This window comes from Lacrimispora sphenoides, from assembly GCF_900105215.1.
Lineage (GTDB): Bacteria > Bacillota > Clostridia > Lachnospirales > Lachnospiraceae > Lacrimispora > Lacrimispora sphenoides_A.
Genome location: NZ_FOIP01000002.1, coordinates 1 through 19,698, shown reverse-complemented (window position 1 = coordinate 19,698; position 19,698 = coordinate 1). Strand labels below are relative to the sequence as shown.

General features: G+C 36.3%; 19 protein-coding genes. 3 read left to right on the top strand and 16 right to left on the bottom strand.

Features of this window, described 5'->3' with window-relative positions; genetic code table 11:
* Positions 1–72: 72 nt before the first annotated feature.
* From BMW45_RS16935 to BMW45_RS16870, 14 genes are all read right to left on the bottom strand, one after another.
* Complete coding sequence (locus tag BMW45_RS16935) at positions 73–2,280, bottom strand: hypothetical protein (protein ID WP_092246696.1); 2,208 nt, start codon at positions 2,278–2,280, stop codon at positions 73–75.
* 187 nt (positions 2,281–2,467) lie between these two features.
* Entirely contained in the window at positions 2,468–2,647 is a 180-nt protein-coding gene (locus tag BMW45_RS16930; protein WP_092246693.1) for a hypothetical protein, read from the bottom strand.
* Complete coding sequence (locus tag BMW45_RS16925; RefSeq protein ID WP_092246691.1) at positions 2,644–3,762, bottom strand: hypothetical protein; 1,119 nt, start codon at positions 3,760–3,762, stop codon at positions 2,644–2,646. The genes BMW45_RS16930 and BMW45_RS16925 overlap by 4 nt, the downstream gene beginning before the upstream one ends.
* Complete coding sequence (locus tag BMW45_RS16920; RefSeq protein WP_092246689.1) at positions 3,689–4,111, bottom strand: hypothetical protein; 423 nt, start codon at positions 4,109–4,111, stop codon at positions 3,689–3,691. Before BMW45_RS16920 ends, BMW45_RS16925 begins: the two co-directional genes overlap by 74 nt.
* 113 nt (positions 4,112–4,224) lie before the next feature.
* Positions 4,225–5,085: a hypothetical protein gene (locus BMW45_RS16915; RefSeq protein WP_092246687.1), complete on the bottom strand. Its 861-nt coding sequence runs from the start codon at positions 5,083–5,085 to the stop codon at positions 4,225–4,227.
* A 4-nt stretch (positions 5,086–5,089) separates the two neighbouring features.
* Complete coding sequence (locus BMW45_RS16910) at positions 5,090–6,799, bottom strand: phage tail tip lysozyme (protein ID WP_092246684.1); 1,710 nt, start codon at positions 6,797–6,799, stop codon at positions 5,090–5,092.
* Positions 6,799–8,685 (bottom strand): VirB4 family type IV secretion system protein, encoded by a 1,887-nt coding sequence (locus BMW45_RS16905; protein ID WP_242883140.1) that lies wholly within the window; start codon positions 8,683–8,685, stop codon positions 6,799–6,801. The genes BMW45_RS16910 and BMW45_RS16905 overlap by 1 nt, the downstream gene beginning before the upstream one ends.
* Positions 8,686–8,700: 15 nt before the next feature.
* Positions 8,701–9,327 carry a hypothetical protein gene (locus tag BMW45_RS16900; RefSeq protein ID WP_092246678.1) on the bottom strand — a complete coding sequence of 209 codons (627 nt, stop codon included), beginning with the start codon at positions 9,325–9,327 and terminating at the stop codon, positions 8,701–8,703.
* Positions 9,328–9,329: 2 nt separating this feature from the next.
* Positions 9,330–9,671, bottom strand: a complete 342-nt coding sequence (locus BMW45_RS16895) for a hypothetical protein (protein ID WP_092246675.1) — start codon at positions 9,669–9,671, stop codon at positions 9,330–9,332.
* 52 nt (positions 9,672–9,723) lie between these two features.
* Positions 9,724–9,978: a hypothetical protein gene (locus tag BMW45_RS16890; RefSeq protein ID WP_092246672.1), complete on the bottom strand. Its 255-nt coding sequence runs from the start codon at positions 9,976–9,978 to the stop codon at positions 9,724–9,726.
* Positions 9,979–9,992: 14 nt separating this feature from the next.
* Positions 9,993–10,874, bottom strand: a complete 882-nt coding sequence (locus BMW45_RS16885; protein WP_092246669.1) for a conjugal transfer protein TrbL family protein — start codon at positions 10,872–10,874, stop codon at positions 9,993–9,995.
* A gap of 10 nt (positions 10,875–10,884) precedes the next feature.
* Positions 10,885–11,331, bottom strand: a complete 447-nt coding sequence (locus BMW45_RS16880; RefSeq protein WP_092246666.1) for a hypothetical protein — start codon at positions 11,329–11,331, stop codon at positions 10,885–10,887.
* 8 nt (positions 11,332–11,339) lie between these two features.
* Positions 11,340–13,427, bottom strand: a complete 2,088-nt coding sequence (locus tag BMW45_RS16875; RefSeq protein WP_092246663.1) for a type IV secretory system conjugative DNA transfer family protein — start codon at positions 13,425–13,427, stop codon at positions 11,340–11,342.
* Positions 13,428–13,429: 2 nt separating this feature from the next.
* Positions 13,430–13,879 carry a single-stranded DNA-binding protein gene (locus BMW45_RS16870; RefSeq protein ID WP_092246660.1) on the bottom strand — a complete coding sequence of 150 codons (450 nt, stop codon included), beginning with the start codon at positions 13,877–13,879 and terminating at the stop codon, positions 13,430–13,432.
* Positions 13,880–14,024: 145 nt separating this feature from the next.
* Here BMW45_RS16870 and BMW45_RS28535 point away from each other — a divergent pair, with 145 nt between their 5' ends.
* The 3 genes from BMW45_RS28535 to mobP3 all read left to right on the top strand — a co-directional run bounded on the left by BMW45_RS28535 (position 14,025) and on the right by mobP3 (position 18,107).
* A complete protein-coding gene (locus BMW45_RS28535) occupies positions 14,025–14,639 on the top strand; it encodes a tyrosine-type recombinase/integrase (protein ID WP_092240002.1) in 615 nt (204 codons plus the stop codon).
* Between the two features lie 173 nt (positions 14,640–14,812).
* Entirely contained in the window at positions 14,813–15,193 is a 381-nt protein-coding gene (locus BMW45_RS16860) for a hypothetical protein (RefSeq protein ID WP_143057059.1), read from the top strand.
* Entirely contained in the window at positions 15,186–18,107 is a 2,922-nt protein-coding gene (gene mobP3 / locus BMW45_RS16855) for a MobP3 family relaxase (protein WP_092246654.1), read from the top strand. Before BMW45_RS16860 ends, mobP3 begins: the two co-directional genes overlap by 8 nt.
* Positions 18,108–18,368: 261 nt before the next feature.
* Here mobP3 and BMW45_RS16850 read toward each other — a convergent pair whose 3' ends face one another.
* Entirely contained in the window at positions 18,369–18,827 is a 459-nt protein-coding gene (locus BMW45_RS16850) for a hypothetical protein (RefSeq protein WP_092246651.1), read from the bottom strand.
* Positions 18,828–18,897: 70 nt separating this feature from the next.
* Positions 18,898–19,698, bottom strand: an 801-nt coding sequence (locus BMW45_RS27940) for a hypothetical protein (protein WP_166433405.1), incomplete at its 5' end; no start/stop codon positions are given.

The following is a 19,698-nucleotide window of genomic DNA, read 5'->3' as shown; positions in this document are numbered from 1 at the left end:
ATCTCTGGGGGATTGCTTTCTTTCACTGGAATCGGCTTCTTTATTCTGTATTCTGCTATCGGAAATTCCAGCTCATTTTTGCGGCATGGTGTAAGCAAGCCTTACCCCTGTTGTTCCAGTTACATTGATTTCTTCATCAGAACCGCTGCCAGCAGCCAAAACTGACTGAGCCCGGATATTCTCATTGACCAAATCAACAATATATACATAACCAGTATTATATTGACTGCTTGTTCCCATTGGGTTTCTCAGCCAATAACCTTTTGAAAAAGCTCCTGTACTTTCCACCTCCCATAAATATTCTTTATATTTCAATGCTTCATCCACGGACAAGATAAATAGTTGATCTGTCATCTTCTGAACTCCGATATATGATGCAGTTAAATCTGATTCCTGCATCTGATCACCTGCCCCTTCGGCAGTTGCGCCCATATATGCATATGAAATTCCAATGCTTGTATTACCCAGGTTATAAGTATCTGATTCCAACTTATTTAACCACTTACGTACTTCTGAATATTTATAATCATTATTAGAGCCAAAACTTGTTACTGGGCCTGGGTAAAACACATAGTTATAGGTTCCATCTGGCAATTTCTCATATTTATACTGAGAACCATAGTTGGCAGGAACAATCGTTGTACTCAAAAATAATGCCATCTGATTATGATTCTCAGCTCTGTCTGAATAATTCTGATCAATGCATTTGAAGAAATAAATCTCTCCGTCCAGCTTCTGAACCTGAATATCACCTAAATTCCAATGTTTTCCTGCCGGCTCATCGGCTCCGATAATCTCACCACAGACATCACAAATGGTATCATCATCCTCATCAATGTGGCCAAGTGCCGGTAAATCGGCTTCCATCTGCTCTCCGCAGATTTTACATTCATATAATTGATTTCCCTTTAAAGAACAAGTTGCTGGATTTTCATATACCAATTCCCAATGATGATCATGTTCGCTTCCTGAAGTCAAAGATACGTTTATACGAACAACGGTGTATTGGTCACCTTCAATTTGGATTGTATCCTCCGCCGTAACAGCATAATCAGCATTACTGCCGTACCACTCAGTAATAGCCAACCCATTTGGAATATAATTTCTTCCAATTATATAGAAGGTATAAGATTGTTCATCAGAAATACCGTTTGTTATACTGCGGACTCTTGTATCATTCTGAGTCTTATTTGATATGATAAAGCGTGAATCTAATATTTGTTCTGGCATTTCTCCAGTAATAACTGCTTCGGCTTCCTTAGCTGCCTTAAACCATTTCCTTAACAGCTCCTTTTCCTCTGCATAAGAGTCTTCTGGTTCCGGAATAATCCCGGCTTTCTCAAATTCAATGTAAAAGATCTGATCTCCTGGTCCATAAACCTCACTCTCAAAGGGTGGTGTGTCCAATGCTTCCCATATCGTTCCATCAATCGTGATTGATGGCATATAATTCACATACAAGCTGCCGCCTTCTAAAACAACGCCGCTTCTTTGCGGAAAGATTTGTTTGTGATGTGTTTCCTCATCTACAAAATTCACTTCCCATCGGATTTCCTGCGCTTCACTTGGAGTAGCCGACCTAATCTTTTGGTAATACACAATTTCTTTCGCATTGTTGTAAGTTAACTGGAATGACGTTGGCTGCTCATCGCAAATCTTGTAACCATAAAAAGTCCTATGATCAATTTCGATGATCTTATCTTTTTCTGCTTGTCCCACTTCCTCCCGGAGAATTTCTTTTGATTCAATGTCTCTATACTGTATGGTATAAGAAAAAGTGATGATTTCTGGCTGCTCCGGTTCCGGTGTGGGTTTTTCTGGCATTGGTGCTGGTTTTTCCGGTTCTGGCTTCACACTCGGTTTATTGGAGCCTGATGAAGATCCTCCTCTACCACTGCCACCTCCACCAATGCTAATATTTCTGGCCATTTTAGTGGATACTAATTTCGTCTGTACTTTATCATCAACGATCCATGCTCCATCTACATTGACGGTATAACCATCTGGTGTTGTTGTATTGGCAAACATCCAACCATCAGTACCAAATGCATAGCACTCAAATACTCCATCTTTATTTCCATCAATCCATTGCCACATGACCGGATCTCCAGCATACCAGGTGTTATTAGAAATATTTGTTGAATACCACCAGGAAGATCTTCCGGCCTCTATTGGAACTGTCTCACTTTTTATCCAGCTTGCATATGCTGGACACACCGGTAATAAAGACAACACTGCTGTTATCATTGCACCTGCAAATAAATTTTGATACGTTCTCATTCCTTCCCTCCGATTGTTTTATCTTAGAACCCTTATAAAAAGAACTAACAGCACTTTCAAGCCATTAGTTCTTTTCTATACTTCATTTAAATAACAAATTTCTATCACTACCTATCAAATCCTCCTCTCTGAACTATGGCATATGAATTTTTCAATGTACAACAAGACCTTTTTATAATTTAAATATTTACTTCAGCTCATTCTTACTCTCCTTTTTAGTCCACATCATGAAAAGAAATAAAATAGGTATTATCACTCTCATGAACCGAATTAACATAATAACCATGGCTTCAAAATCGTTGTATCCCTCATAAATGATGAGCCGACTAAACTCGTTTTTTAACAGCTTCATTCGTTTTTTTATCATAAGCTTGCTACTCTCTTTCTTTTACCAAAGTTGAAAAATCCTTTTTTTGGGGGGGCATCTGGTAAATATTCTTCGAGCAGTTCTGACATGCCAGGAAAATCTTTTTCGCTAAATGGATCCGCTGAATAACTAAGAAACTTCAAATCCTTATGAAACAACTTTTTTAGCACCTTTCTATCTGATTCTTTTTCAACAAAATTAAGATAGAAATTAATATGTTCTCTGGCTTCATCGTCATAACGATTCCAAAAATCTGCCAAAAAAGTGATTTCCCATGGCTGCGTATTGCCAATAACGATTTTTACATGACAACGATTGTACGCATTAATATCACAATCTTGAAAACTTCCAAAATCCAGAATAATAAAATTGTATACTTGATCCTTCAAAATTTTTTTCAGTAAGGAGTTATCTGCATCTGGGTAGTAGTCAATATTCCTACTTGAAAAATATGAATCCACCATACTTAGCTTTTCTGCCTGGCGTATCTGCTGTAATGCACCATTTTCATTCATTTCTACATAAGCAACACTATATCCCCACCGTTTTAACTGGTTTGCAATTACGATAGAATTATGTGTGCACCCCACTCTTGGCTGTGAACCAATCACACCAATCATTACCTTATTGACTTCTTTTACTTCTCTTTTTTCTTCTAGAGTTCGGTTTTTTACATCTTTATACTCAGATGCTTCTTTGTAGCTCATCCCCTGATCCGTTAAGCACTCTTCAAGCTTTTGTTTGATAACAACGAAGTCACTTGATACTGCAAAGTCCCGAACACCTACTGCAAATAATTCACTCAGAATTTTATCACCGGCTTGATTTATTGGAGAAATGATAATAATTCTCACATGTTCATGAGTAATTAAAAACCCCTGTATTGACTCTCCAATTGTTTCCTCGCTGTCAGCGAGTGCCGAAAGGTCAATAATCATATAGTCAACATCATTTTTACTTAATAAAAAACCCTTATTTCTCATGTAATCAAATAGTGAAATATTGTTTCCGATCTGATTATTACAATCCAACGTTAGTAATTCAGCTTCTTTTATGGAGTGGTCCACCGTTTGTCTCATTGCCTTGCTGGATATGTACAGAACCATCTTTTGCATTTCCATCACCTCCTCCATCTTTGTCATTTAGTAGTTCTTTTAAAATCACCACCTCTGCAAAGTTTTTAAGTGACATGGTCGTATAACGTTTTGCTTTATAAAGTAGCTCATAAATAACATTTTCAACCTCAAAAGTAAGTCGTTCGCAATCATTTAAGCGTTTCTTTCCATCTGCCAAAAACATTGAACGATTAAAGTTGATATAGATTCCAGTAAAATTTCCATCTGAGTCAAAATAATGATGCAACCCATTCTGTAAAGCCGTTCTTACGCTGTTAATCATAATGGTTCTATCACCACTCAGTAACTCTATCGGAATATCAACCACGACAGTTTTTTTCCTCGCCATATATTACCCCTTATCTAAATTGCATGTATTTTCAACCACTGTGACAGCTTACAAAAAGCGTAATTACTGAAACAATCATGCAAACTGCTATCTTTAATATTTTTATTTCTCTTTTATTCATGTTTGTTCCTCCCCTTTTCACTGATTATTATCACTATCACTAATGCCAGGAAAAGTACAACAATAGCCAACACCCACAATCCATTTGTTTTTATACTTGTAGAAGGTTGAACTTGACTCTCCTCCATGTTTTTTTCCTCAGTTGCTGACGGAGTCTGTACTTGACTTTCCTCCATTTGATCTATGCTTTCCTCAGATTCCGGATAAACATGCATAGGAAGATTTTCGTTTTCAATGGTTGGAAATTTTTGACCAAAACCTCCATTTTCTGAAAGGAAATTATGATTCTGTTCCCAAACTTCCTGTTCAGTAAATGCCCTCTCTGCCTCAACAAGCATTGATTTCTGTATTTCATACAGTTCATCAATATCATCTAAGGTATATATTTTCTCCTCCTGGCTCAAGTCTGATCCCTGTTCAGACTCATTATCAGTAAGATTCGAATGTTCTTCTGGCTCCTCCCTTGCCCCTTCAATCGTAAAGACTATCTCATTCAAAAAATTATTATTTTTGTATGTAAGTTCAATATTCTGTGAATCTGGAAGAATGGTATATTCCTCATTCATGTCATATCGAACCCTTGCCCGGAAGGTATATACACCATTTACAAATACCTTTTTATATTCATAGCGATTGCTTTTATTCAAATCAATGCTCATATAAAATTGGCCGTCTTTTTCACAATAGACCTCAATTTTTTCATTGAGATAGGCAATAACTGCCGGATCAAGCTTTACTGCTATGTTATAACTTGGTTCCATGTCCGCCTTACTTTCCATTGCTAATTGAAAAATGGCCAACAAACATAAAACTAAAGCAAATAAATGTTTTCCTTTTTTACTGCAATCATTCATAAAATTAATCTCCCGATACTGAAAAATGCATATAATCTTTAGAGCTGGTCCAATTTCCTCCCCACTTCCATCCGCTACTCTTCATCGTTGTTACTGCAATTCCACCCTCATACATACTCAATTCGTGCGAGCCATACGGCGTTCCTACTTTGACCACCCCACCAATAACCTGAGGATTTCCATAGCTATAATTTTTATCAATCGCCAGACCGTACGAATGAGAAGATCGGCTGCCTGATGAAGAATTTGTTTTATTTTTCCAGACATAACCATCTATTTGCTTTATCTCATAACCACCAGCTGATATAGTGGTCAATGCACCTAATAAATCAGCTGACACCGCCTTATGTACTCTTACCTTTTTAGTATTTCCAGCACTATTTACAAATGAAATTGTTGTTAAATATGATCCCATTTGAGATTCTGATGTTGGTAATTTTCCGTTTGGGAAAAAAGAAGCCTTAATTTGTGCATAAGTTCCGTTATATACAGGACTACTTCCACCGGTTGCAAATAGATTATAAGCGTCCTGTGCAGCTCCCTGTCTCCGATCCCACTGTGCATACTTATAGTTAGGCGATTCCCAATGCCATAAAAAATCATCAACTGCATCTGATAATTGAGAATATGAGTAAGTTCCAAATTCACTGAGAGAACTTGCTTTTGATTGATGTTTCAATCCTCCGCTGTTATACAATGTCACATTGCCTTTATACCAGACATTCTCAATTATCAGGTATTCGCACTGTGCTTCTACATTTGACAAATTATAGCCTTTTACATCCAACCAATTCAGGAACTTTGTTCTTCGTCCATATGACCATTGAGCCATTCCAATGCCAGTTCCTCCAGCTTCTTGCTGAACCACTTTCATGCCGCATTCTGCTTCAATATTTCCGATCAGAGCGGCACAGGCATAATCTGACCAGCCTTTACTTTTAAAATAATCCCAAATCTGTTTTGCTACAGAAGAATCGCTTATATTTCCAGAAGGTGTACCATCATACCCCATTCCACCAGATTCACGAATCAATTCTGTAATACGCTCAATAGATGTTATAAAAAAATCAACGTCACCTTCATCTTTAAATGTGCCATCAGTTAACAAAGCTTCTGATAACTCATCATCTGTTTTATATGTAAGAGACACAGTATAATAATCTTGATTATGACTGGTCACAACATATGGAAGATTGGCAATTTTATTTTCATAGAAATCTATTACCGACTGTTTAGATACCTTATCCTTGACATCAGAAAGCTGTACTTCTTCTGTAAAACAAAAATATGCAATTGCAGTAACTATCGGAGGGGATGGGGTGATAACCTCAACAGTTGGATATACCGTTTCTGTTGAACTTGAATATGAATCTGTATTTGCATCATATTCTTCTACCTCTATTTCATATTTGTACTCTTCCCTGGCATCTTGAGCAATTTTAGACATCGTCTGGACTGTCTGCTCTATGTATGCCTCTCTGGACTGTTCAATCGCCTTATAATATCTAGTCTGCGTAATCACAAAGGTATCATCAAGCAATGCATCTATATCCTCATTATCATCCCCGGTGACAAAACCTGAAATCGGTAAAAATGCTGCTCCTATCAATAAAACAATCGCTATTACAGTTATAACAATCCATTTCAAAAGCTTGCGGCCATCTTCCGTAGTTAATAACTGTTTTGCTATCTGCAGTGCAATTTTTATATGCATTATCGTCCTCCGGCGGAACCGAAAATAGCAAGCATCTCGTCAGAAACATCTACAGTCATGTTAATTCTCATGTTTCCGCACATAAATACACCTTGACCTCTGGACTTTGCGGATAGTATATTTACCTCTTTATCCGATAAATTAAATAACTCTTGTGTCTCTTTTAGATTTTTTCCGTCGGTTCCCATTATGAATTTATAACATGCACTATCTATGATAGCCTGTCCATATCGTTTAACTGCAGGATCTAATATATCCACAATTGAATGGGTAATAAACATAAGACCGCCTTCATACTTTCGTGCTCTCTTTGAGATGTTTCGAAGATATTTCATCATATCTGGATAATCTGGGTCTACGAACAAATACCCTTCATCGACTCCAAACAATACCCGTTCTGTCCTGTCAGCAGACATTTGCTGCCAACTCCAAGAAGTCAAATTACAAAACTGCGCTCGTTTGACATTGTCATCCAAATCAAGCAATTTAGAAACATCCAAATCAATGAAATCACTTTTAGTATCTAACGTTGTGTAACCATTCCAAATAAACTGATCCGCACCATACGCAGAGCTGTATAGTTTTAAAACCAACTTATCTCTGATCGCTTTTATGTACAAATTGTCTTCTTTCTCCGCTCTTTCTTTCGCATAATCATATAACTCTCTCATTGTAGGAAACTTATCATTGGGGATATTTGTCACATCTGTATCCCACGTAATATCAAAGCGTTCATACAAATCAATCAATGTTTGCTCTAAAATTGTCTTCAGCTCTGCATTATAATCTTCTTTTCCAAAATATAATGAAAAAAACAATCGTAGCTGCTGAATATATAAAGCTAACTGTGATTCTAGCAGCTCATCCTCTATGTCAAATGTAAAATAATCTCCTAATGATTCCCCTTCATCCAGATCTTCCGCTTTAACCTGGCAGACAGCTCTGACTTGTAATGGATTGATTCGCCCATTAATACCAGTAGCACAATCAATCACATCGCCATTGATATAATCACTATTTGCCAAATCGACATATTCTCTTTCCGGATCAAAAATAATAATTTTTGTTCCAGTCCAGTTCTCTTTCGCAAATATAACTTTTAGTACAGTTGATTTTCCGACGCCGGGGACACCTGTAACTACCCAGTTTGAATTAGTTCGGTCTTTATTACGTATCCATTGGTTAAGAATCACCAATAACAAATCTTTTGTTTTACCTAAAAAGTAACCCTTTTCGTCATACAGGCCAGATGATGCATTTGGAAACCCTCCCAAAAGTGTTGAAATAGGCATTGCACGTTCCCCCATGTTACTTACCATTTCATAATTTGGTAATCCATAAGGGGCCATCGCCTGAAACGCTAATAGTTGTTTGTGCACCAGAGGACGGACTCCACATTCCTGAATAGATATAATAGACTGGATTCGTCTTATTCTACTTGCCAATTCAGCAGTATTCTCTGCGGATATATATAGCATAATATTTACAAATCCAACCGGCTCACCTTTAACTGTAATCCTATCAATTAAATTCATGAGGTTTTCAATTGAATACTCCAGACTTTGCCGTTCTGACTCTTTTTTAGCAGCATCAAGATTTTCTCTCAATTCAGAGATTTTATTATTCAAAGCTTTTGTTATTCTTTCTGGTGACGTATGGCGGTATTCGATTTTTGTTATTGTACTTTCTAATTTGGCAATTGGAGCCAACCAACCATAATTTGTATAGGAGGGGAATTTTGATATACACATTACCCGACCTACGCTTTCTGAAATATTCAGAAAGCTTCTGTCATGATCAATCGCAGAAGGAGTTATAATATTAAGCAGGGTAGTATTTATGTCTAAATCATAACTAACGATTTGATTTTCTGTTTTTTTTACCATATTTTCTCCCCTCATTTATCCTCTGATTTGCGTAAATGTTTCGTAAAAGTTGATTGATCCTATACCCATATATGGAGCTTGCTGCGGATTTCCAAAAAGCTGACACATCTTAATAATTTCGGTTTCCTTCAATATTTCACAGGTATTCCCAGCCGCCATATAACGATCCAGGAATTCATTTATTCTGATTGTCAACTCTTTCTGGGTATCCTTTAAATTTGAACCGATCTTTTTCCATATTTTAATATAATGTTGATGCTCAAAATTTTCGCCACTCGTAGACAAATATGCGACCTCACGGAGCATGAGGTTTAACCCTTTTCGTTTTCCCAAGTCCTCCGTCTCCTGATGCTTAAATTTGAGATATTCTTTGGTAGGATCAAGGTTTACCTGGGAGGGTAAGGTAAAATAATCAAAATTATTTTTATCCCCTTCAAAAGACATTGCTTGTCTTTGGGTAACATTCTCCAGTTCATCATCACTCATAAGATCTATATTGAGATTACCAATATTGAGATAACAAATTGCATACCCATTTTTCGTATATAGAAAAATATCTTTAATGTCTCTTACATTTACCATGTCATTTGCTGTTTTTTGAGAGGGAGTCAATTGAGTATCATTTTTTTTAACTGCTTCCATCTTTACACCTCATCATAGATATTGTCTAAGTTAGAATCATAACTATATAAATATTTTTTTTGACTCCGCTTATGTTGAATAACAATCTTAATTTTCCTGATCATGTTTTCGTTATTATTATCTCTTCTTATAATCACAAATACAGTAGAGACTAGGAAAACTCCAGCTACAATACCGGTCAACGAATTAATTAAAAATGCAATAATTACACCTATAACAATGGTTACCACTATCGTAAAAAGAAGAATTGCAAGTTCTAATTTTCCGAACCCTGTAACATAATCTTCGGAATCCAGCGTCTTAATAGGTATATATAAAGGCTTTTTCGATTTAATTTTATCCATTACTGGCTCCTTCTAAATTTACACGTTACAATTATCATATACAGTAACAATATCAAGCCCCTCCATATGCCTCCGCTATAAGTCTAATAATTTGAGGAATACTTCCGCTCAATATTGCTGCAAGAATTATTTTCTTCAATTTCTTAAGAAATTCACCTAATGGCTGATCGTTTGATAGGCAGCTCAATCCCGCAAACACAGAGCGAAATATGGCCCCTGCAATGAATAGACCTGTTAGAATATTCATAAACAACTTAATATAATCTATATAGGAACCTGCGGAAGCTCCAATATCTAAATTAACCATATATTCTCCTCAAATTATTTAATCAACTTATTGAAAACCCCATGCATTGCACTTGTACCAACAGTCCCAACTGCACGTTTACTGCTGTCTCCAATTCCTGTAGAATACGCAAATTTCTCCAACCACTTTGGGGACCTGAGTGTCGCAATTAACCACCCCAAACTTCGGAATGCCTCAAATGTAATAGCAGAGTCAGGTTTTACACCCGTTAACATAGATATAATTGACTGACAAAGCATATAAAAACATATCAACTGCAAAATATAATACAGACCGGTAACACAGATATTGGTTGTAATTCCATTAAACCGTTCGTGAGCCGTATAACACAGTTCAGAACAAAATCCCGGAAGAATAATGTACATCAGCATAAGTTCTATTGCCCTAATCGTCGCTATCACATAAAACGCAATGATTCCAATAACCAGTACCAGAATAATCACTAACCAAATAAAACCGAAACCTGTTATATTTCCATTGATTTCTTGTATCACTGTTCTTAATGAAATTGACCAGTCTGCACTTTCCCCCAGCTCTGCAATTGCCATCTCTGCTAAGGCAGAAGTAAAATTCATAAAAGTCCCAAATACCCACCCAGAACAACAAGAATATGCTACTGCTTTTGCTCCTCTTACCAAAATATCCAAAGGGTCTGCATCCGGATCGCCGTCCGTCTCAGAAATATAAGTATTAAAATAGCTATGCATGCAAAACAACATGATTAAAAATATTGATAATCCAACAGATGCATTATGTATGCTTTTAACAGCTGACTGCTCGACAAAAGATTTAACAAGTGTTTGAAACACTGAATTAAACGTCAGCACTACCCCCTCAAGTAATGCTGTTGTCAAATTCCCTATAAATTTAGCAAGTGCCTTTAATAAAAAATCCATAAGCTTTTACTTAGCTATATATATAGCAATAGATGTTCTGAGCTACTTCGTAAGTCCTATCAATTGCTGCTGTACCTGAATTAGCTCCCCCACTTCCGTCTGACAGGCCATACGCACCGAGTATCAATGTAATTAATCCGCTAAGGGAGGCGATAAGTACACCAATCGCTATCGTATGAATTAATATCTTTTTCTTTTGTGCTTTTTCCTGATCGTCTGCAAGTTGCCATGCAATTCCAGCCTTAATGGATAGAAATACAGTTACCGCTACTGTAATCGCTGTAAGTGCAGCTGTTCCAGCCCAAAGAATATTTGCTGTTCCTTTAAATAGATTGGTTTGTTTAAAATCAACAGAAGATGCAAATACTGGTAATGCAAAACATATACTTATTACTACTCCCATTAGGATTATCTGTATGATTCTATTAATGCTCCTCTTTTTGCTTAAATATCTCATAATGCTTCTTAACCTCCTATATTTGATTCCTTCATTTGACGTGCTGCTTCTTCTTCAAGCATTTCTTTATATTGATTCCATATTCCCCAGAGAGGAACTTGCCTTAACTTTCTTTCTGGCCGTGCTTCTTCTAACCGTAATATCAATTGGTTATTATAATCCTCATCACCCAGACCAAGCATTTCATTAAAATGGTATTTCGATAAGTCAGGCATCTTTGTCACCATTGGGCGTTCCGAGGTTACCATAATAAGAGCATCCGGAGACTTAAATTTGGATATTTCCTCTTCCATAAGTAATTTTCTTCCTGTTATATTACTGGAATTCGATATATTAGCATCCATTGTTTTTATACTGGTACTTGCCGACGTGGAAGCACTTGTAACCTCCACGGTATAATTCCCTAAGGTTTTCGAAATCTCCTCTAAGGTTTTGGGATTATCCGACTTGAGGAAAATCTTCAAACCACACTGAGTTTTAATCGTCTCTACCTCATCTTTATATTTTGTTGCAAGCTGCTGGTAATCCTGAATTACCAAATTGGCTACAATCCCCCTTGACCTTCCAACAGCTAATAGATTAGCAAGTACTGGAATAGGTGGAAAGTTTCCAATTTCATCCAAATCATAATCTGTAGGAATCGGTAATCGACCACCGTTCTTCCTAGCTGTTTCGACTTGAGCAATATATAATTGAGTAATTAAAGTGGAGGCTATTGGGTAATAAGTCTTCTTTTCATCAGGAATAATCATGTAGATAATGATTTTTTCCTTTCCAACATCATATAAATCGAAATCGCTAGATGCAGTCATCTCTGCCAAACCGGGATTCGTAAAAAGTTTTAATGTTCCCATGGCAGATGTATAAAAAGATGCTCTTGTCCGTTCCGCAGCCACCTGTGATTGCATGAAAATAGTTTTCGCTGGATGGGTATCTGGTAAAGTATTCAAATACGCTGACAACGGAGTCTTATGAGATACTGGGTGTTCCTGAGCCATATAAGCGATAAAATTATACACGTTATATAAATTCCAATATTCCTGTGGAGCTTCCATACAAATTGCCATGATACACGCAGCCATCGTTGCAGTCTCCCCGTTGTACCATAGCGGTTCACCTTTCTGCTCCCCTGCAAAAACGGCAACAATGTCCCAAGTGTAATCCTGTGCCTTCCCTGTCCAAGAATAATCCTTTTTGATATCTTCTATTTCCTGAGCAAGACTAACTACCTGTTCCAGATCACCTGCTTTATCAGCAGCACGAATTTTCTCTTCTATCTCTGATATCTCTTTCTGTTGATTTCTCCGTCCTTCTTGAATCGCATCAATGATCGGTTGCAAAAAGTTGAAGCGAGAGGATTTTGTTGGATTGCACAAATCAATTGCAATCACCTTATACCCTCTTTTTTCTGCTTCGCCTTTTGTATAGTAATAAATCTCTCCTTTTACGTCTGAAATCAATATACAGTTGCCGGCCATCATCTGCAGGCAAATTGTCTGTAGCAAGACACGCCTGGTTTTTCCACCTCCGGTAAGTGCAATAATAATAGAATGTGCAAAAGTTCTAAGATATCGAATTACATCTGTATTTCCTTTACGCTCCATAGAAACAACAACTCCTGGACGCTCCTTCAATTCTTGAAATGGATCTGTACCATCAAATTGAATTGTCTTTAGAATCTCATCTTCTTCCTTTTTGCTGGCAAACCACGCATTACCATGCTGCCCATTACCAACAGGAATCGGAATCTTAATATTATCTGTTACTGTATATTCTCTAATATTGCTTATCTCTGAACGTGGCTTAAGTAACAGAGTAACCATTACAGCACCGAACATAACTTCAAATATCCCCCACCAGAGGATCATTCCAAACTCCCGTTTTAAAATCAGAAGCTTCCAGGCATTTATGTAGTTGAGATCGAATCTGAACTCTGGCAAACGACCATTTGCCATCTGGCTGAAATATATCGCAAATTGATGGGCTAAATATGCGAAAAATACTGTCACAAAAATATGACTTACGAAAATAATCGTAACTTTAATTCTTCGCTCCTGTTTTTCTTTATTAAGTTTTTCTTTGTCAAGTGTAGCCATATCTATTCCTCATCATCCAGACCAGGAATATAAGACGGCATACTGAAATCTTCCCCAAATGGCTGATTTGTTGGTCCAACATGTATAAAACCATCATTTGCATTTTCATCATATGTCTCCTGCCCTGAGATTACTTTTGAATCACAGAACTGAACCTCTTGCAAACGTAAAGCTAACTGATATTGTTTTTTTCCGTCTTTTTCATAGTGCAGATTTCTCCACACTCCAGAAATACCTATCCGATTCCCCTTTTTTAAATAGTCCCGCATAAACTCTGCCTTGGGACCATATCCGATCACCGGTATCCAGGTCGTGTACTGCTTCCGTTCTCCGGTTTCTTTATCTCTGTAATACTGATTTTCAGCAACAGAAACACTGGCAAATGGAACTTTTCCATTATCAAAAAACCTGACATCATTTCCTACTCTTCCAATGAGCATAGTTTGCTGCATAACCTTCCTCCTTTTGTTGACTTATTTATGGACAATTTACATGGTTACAAAGTTGGGAATATATGGTAATATACTCTATGTCCCAAAATGCTTATTTTGTCGCATTGCTGTTTGAACTAAACTAAAAAAAGGTGGTGAATATCCAATGGGATCATCATTTAGTACCTCAAACATAAAATATTTATCAACGGCAGAGTACAATGAATTAATTGATGTAATTAAAAAAGTTGATACGTCATCAAAATTTCACTCACGAAATCTAACTATTTTTTTGATTGCTGAATATTGCGGTCTACGTGCCAGCGAGATTGGTTTAATTGAAATTACAGATTTCAATGTGAAAGATCAGAGTATTTTCTGTCGAAGGTTAAAAGGAAGTGTGAGTAATGTTCTGAAGATTGTTGATGAACGGGTATTTTATGAATTAGAGAAATATTATCAAGAAAGAATTAGAACTCCCTTCACCAGTAATTATTTATTCCCATCCAAAAGCGGCCGGCCAATAAATCGCAGAACTTTAGATATTCTGATGAAATTTTATTGTAGTTTCACAACAATAAGTCAGGATAAATGGCATTTCCATACACTCAAGCACACCCGTGCCATGGAACTTATTGCCATTCCTCATATCGACGTGCGGGACGTTCAATGGTGGCTTGGACACAAATATATCAGTAACACAATGATATACCTCAATTATTCTATCGAGGCCCAAAAAGGGCTATACGATAAAATCTCAAACAGCAAAAGTATAATATAAGCATATAGCAATTACTTTCTATCTACACGATTATGAGGAATACGAAAACACAAAAAAGCAAAAGCAGCTGCAGTTTACCTGAGTTACATGTTCGCCTAGTAGACGATGATCACAAACAAATAAAAGCCATGGCGGAGGAACAAGGAATCAGCAAAGCGGAGATGGCTCGAAGAATGTTACATGATGCAATAGCTACTGACGCTGCGGAACGTGGCCTTGATATAATTACTACAACACTTAGGAGAACACTTCGTTCAGAATTTGATGGGAAATTTAAAGAAATAAAAGATCTTGAATACAAAGCACTAAGTACGGCGGCAACTGCCCAATTCCTACTACTCAAATCCATGCAGTACACCATGAGTGGCCTTAATGAAATCGAGTTCAGGGAACTTTATGAAGCAGCTCGTAGAGATGCTTTTAATTATGTATATCGCAATGGCAAAGCTCCTGATATTGGTTTCGATTTTATGGAGTCGGACGAGGATTCTGAGAAAAGCAACGACACTGACTATGCTTCCATATTGAGTAAGGGGTTTAAACCGAATGCATAAACCTTTAATTTCAAAGATTAGGTGTCACTCTCCTAATAAAAAGTCTACCGCAATAAGGAATTATAATCATTTGTACTATATTGCCACCCGTGAAGGTGTTGATCTGCAGCCGCTGGAAAAGGAATTGAATGCCTTTGAAAAAAATATGAAAAGTGCTGCTGAGAATGAAGCCTATATAAAATATATTAACGAACGTCCAAGAAGTAATGGGCTTTTCGGTAATATTAATACAAATGATGTAAATGGAATATGTAATTACATGAAAAAAATATCAAGTAAACGATGTGTATTCAGAGGAATTATCTCTCTGGGCCAGGAGGATGCCGAGGACCTCAACTTTACCAATAAAGAAAGCTGGGCTAAATTTTTACATGAAAACTTACCTGATATCGGGGAAACATTTGGTATCTCTAACACTAATTTAGCTTGGGTTGCATCTTTCCACAACGAACAGCGTCACCCACATGTACATTTTATGCTATGGAGTGAAGCTAAAGAGCAACATATCAAACCATTTATTTCCATACCTCAGCAACATAAATGTCGTGAACTCCTTTCAAAACAGATGTTTAAACAGGAACGAGAGCAATATGTGCGTTTGAAAACAGATTTTCGAGATCTTCTTACAAAATCAACCCAAAAAGATATCAAACTAGAAGTAGACTCACTTAAACAAGAGGTATTGGGGATTCCTGAGTACCGTTCGTTATCCAGAATTAATAAGCAACTACTTTCAGATTCCACACAAAAAATATTGGAATTAGTAGAAGCAATTCCCCCAGAAGGAAGCTTGAAATACAGGTTTATGCCGCCAGAAGTAAAAGAAAAAATAAATTCCCTTGTCAGCACTATACTCAGTAAGTACGAATTACAAGATGAATACAAAAAATTTCTGAAATATACTGAGCAAATGGCCTTAACTTATTCTCCTACCGAAAAAAAACAACAAGTAACGCTCGATAAGGCAAAGAAGGATATTGATACACGTTTAGGAAATATTGTATTAAATTCAGTCAAAGAACTACGCACAAATAAAGATTTGTATTTTTCAGTAATTGATTCAAAATCAGAATTTGAGTTAATTGATCCCATGGATAGCATTGATGAATTTGATTCATCTGGGCAAGAGTTTGATTTATCAGCCTCACCTGAAATTAATTATTCAGAGCATTCTTTATCCAATGGTGCTGTCTTTATTAAATGGAACAGAGAATTTAAAGCTGCCTCAGCTGAACTTTACGCAGATTCACCTGATTTTGACAAAGCATTATCGTTATTTGATGTAGAACATCGTAAAGGTAACATTCTGGCTACATATGAAATTGGAAAGATATATGAACGCAATTTAGCAGGCTCTGATCCAGAGCTGGCTGCTGCTTACTATCAGGAAGCCCTCTCCGGTTTCCACACTATCTATAATTCGAACCAGAAGCAGAGTATTTATGCCGCATACCGACTCGGAAAAATGTATCAATACGGCCAGGGTACAGATATAAATATTGAATCAGCTAAATCTTGGTACGAAAAAGCTGATAATAATGTTTACGCTCAATACGCTCTTGCAAAAATATTAATGTCTGAGGCTAGGGAAAATGATGATTTCAACAACAAATCTCATATAGTCAATTTATTAAAAAGCTCTTCGAAAAAAAATAACTACGCTGCAAATGAATTAGGACGCATTTATCATGAGGGATTGTTTGACAAAAAAAATCCTGATTTATCCCAGAAATATTATAAGCAAGCATTTGATGGTTTTTCTGAGATGCTAATCAAATCTGAAAAAAATGATGATTTATTATATCGTCTGGGTAAAATGCATCAATTAGGCCTGGGAACAGATGTTGACATTGAACAAGCAACCTTATTATTTGAAAAAGCTGCTGCTTTAAAAAATACAAATGCATTATACTCATTATCAAAAATTTATATACATTCCAATGATGAGAAATTGTTGAAGAAGGCAATAAAAATCCTAGAGGAATTATATAAGCTTACCCCAGAGAATCATTTGGTATCATATGCTTTAGGATCTGCTTATTCTGATCCTAAAACAAAAAACTATGATATCCATAAGGCCATTAACTTCTTAGAACACGCTGCTGAACTGGGAAATGACTTTGCTATGCTTAAGTTAGGAAATATTTACAGTGGACCCGCTGAAAAACATCCGGAACTGCCGGCTAATATCCCACTTGCTATTTCCTACCTTGAGAAATCAGCCAATTTAGGTAATAGCTTGGCAATGTATTCCCTGGGAAAGATTTTCTCAGATAAAGATTCAGGTCATTACGATATCCGTAAAGCTATCGAACACTTGGAGCGAGCAGCCAGCCTCGGTAATGATTTTGCTATGCTTAAACTAGGTAGCATGTATAGTGATTCTACAGATAAATATCCGGAACTGCTGGCTAATATCTCGCTTGCTATTTCCTACCTTGAGGAATCGGCCAATATGGGGAATCACCAGGCAATGTATTCTTTGGGAAAACTCTTATCAGATCCTGATACAAGTTACTATGATATCCATAAAGCTATCGACTTCCTGGAACGATCTGCTGACTTAGGTAACGATTTTGCAATGCTCAAATTGGGAAACATATATCTCTGGGGAAAAGGGGTTCCGCAAGACAAGGAAAAAGGGATACTCTGGCTTGATAAATCAGCTGCAGCTGGAAATGAATATGCCGAAAAGTCAAAACAGGCTTATGAGACTTTTGAAGAAGAAAAAGCTACGCAGCAAGTATTTTCATTATTCGGAAACCTGTTAAGATCTTTATGTTACTCAAATAACAAAGCCAGAAATGGCTCACTTTATACAGATAAAGGTATCAAAGGTAACAAAAAAGCACTTAGAGAGAATGCCCGGAAAAATCCTTACAAGCATTCCCAGGCTTATGAACCAGAAGTCTAATCGATTATCATTCATAATGTCTATAGGCAAAAGTGAAATTATTTCCAATTATAATCAGACGAAAAACCCAGAGGCGGCTATCCTCTGGGTTTTCATTCATTTAAAAATGCTTCACTTTATCAAAGCAGCTTTATATTTCTCGCTAACATATATATTTTTTTATATGGCTATTTTGCCATGTGAAATTCTCTTAATAAATATAATGGGAAGTTTGATATTTCTCTACAAAATGGGCTTAATCGAAAATAATTTATCATTATTTCACTGTTTTTTATAATGTTCTTCCCAATATTTTCTTTCATACGTTCCTGAACCTTCTGGCATTTGAAATTCGCACTGTCCTTGTTCTTGATATTGAACTATTCTTTGAAGTTCGGCTAAGGCTAGACGATGAGCAGCTTTTGAAAAAGAAGTATCATGGTAATCAATTATATCAAGAATTCTTACTTCAATTTCATATTTACCATTACGATATTCATTAATTTTTTGCGGAAGTAATTTTGAATACTCTTTTTTTAAGTACAGATAAACGTGACCATCACTAGAACCTAACAGTCTATACGCTATATTAGTAGATTTCCCTATATAGAAACAATATTCTTCCTCTTTCTTAATTGCAAAAAATCCATATATACCGACAATATTTTTATCACCCAATAAATCAGTAGGAATATGGATTCCTTCTTTTTCTGCTTCATCTTTCTTTTGTTTTAATGTCATAATCTACTCCTTAAATTCAAGGTTTATCTATTTGGTTATTTATATCACAACATCACATACCAGACATCAATCATAAACTATGCAATACAACCGGGACTCTATTTCTCCAAAAAAGACGTCCCTCTTCAGTCAAATACTTCCTGTTTATGTATTGCTCTATTCTGTAATTCTTTTCATAGTGCAAAATCAATTTAATAATAATTGTCGGCATTTTCTTTATGCGATTAACCTTTTTAATATCATCATCAATTGTTTTAGATATTCGTTTCAAAAAAGCAAATAAATCTTCTTCCTCTCTAGGAGCAGGATATCCACATATTTCAAAAACTCCCTTATCATCTTTAAAAGAAAAATCATAAATATTACCCGAACTCATGATATCTACTATCTTGTATTTTATTTCAAACTCTTTACTACAGAAAAACTTTTCCTTTTTAATAGTATCGCAATGTCCATTTGTTACTTTTGCACGAATATATTTAGCACCAACCAACATAGCTATAAGTGTCCTATGATTTCCATCACCAGATAAAAAATATTTATCATCATCTACGTAGTAAACCATATTTACTGGATCATATAATTCTTCATAGGATTTTCGCAATTCCCCCAGCGACAATTTATCTAAGAAACTGAAACAATTCTTAAACCTATGAGGCTCTCTTTCTCCACGATACATTGCCCTTACATTATCATATACGCTTAATCCTGCTGTTCCTCTAGATGTACCAATTACCTTATCCATTGGAACTAAATCGACATAATCTCTTTCAGGAGAATATAAAGATGGAAATTTTTGATATGTACCTCTATCGTTTTCTAAAATCTTGGTTTTCATTTTATTAATATGTTCAATGCTTATACCATATTT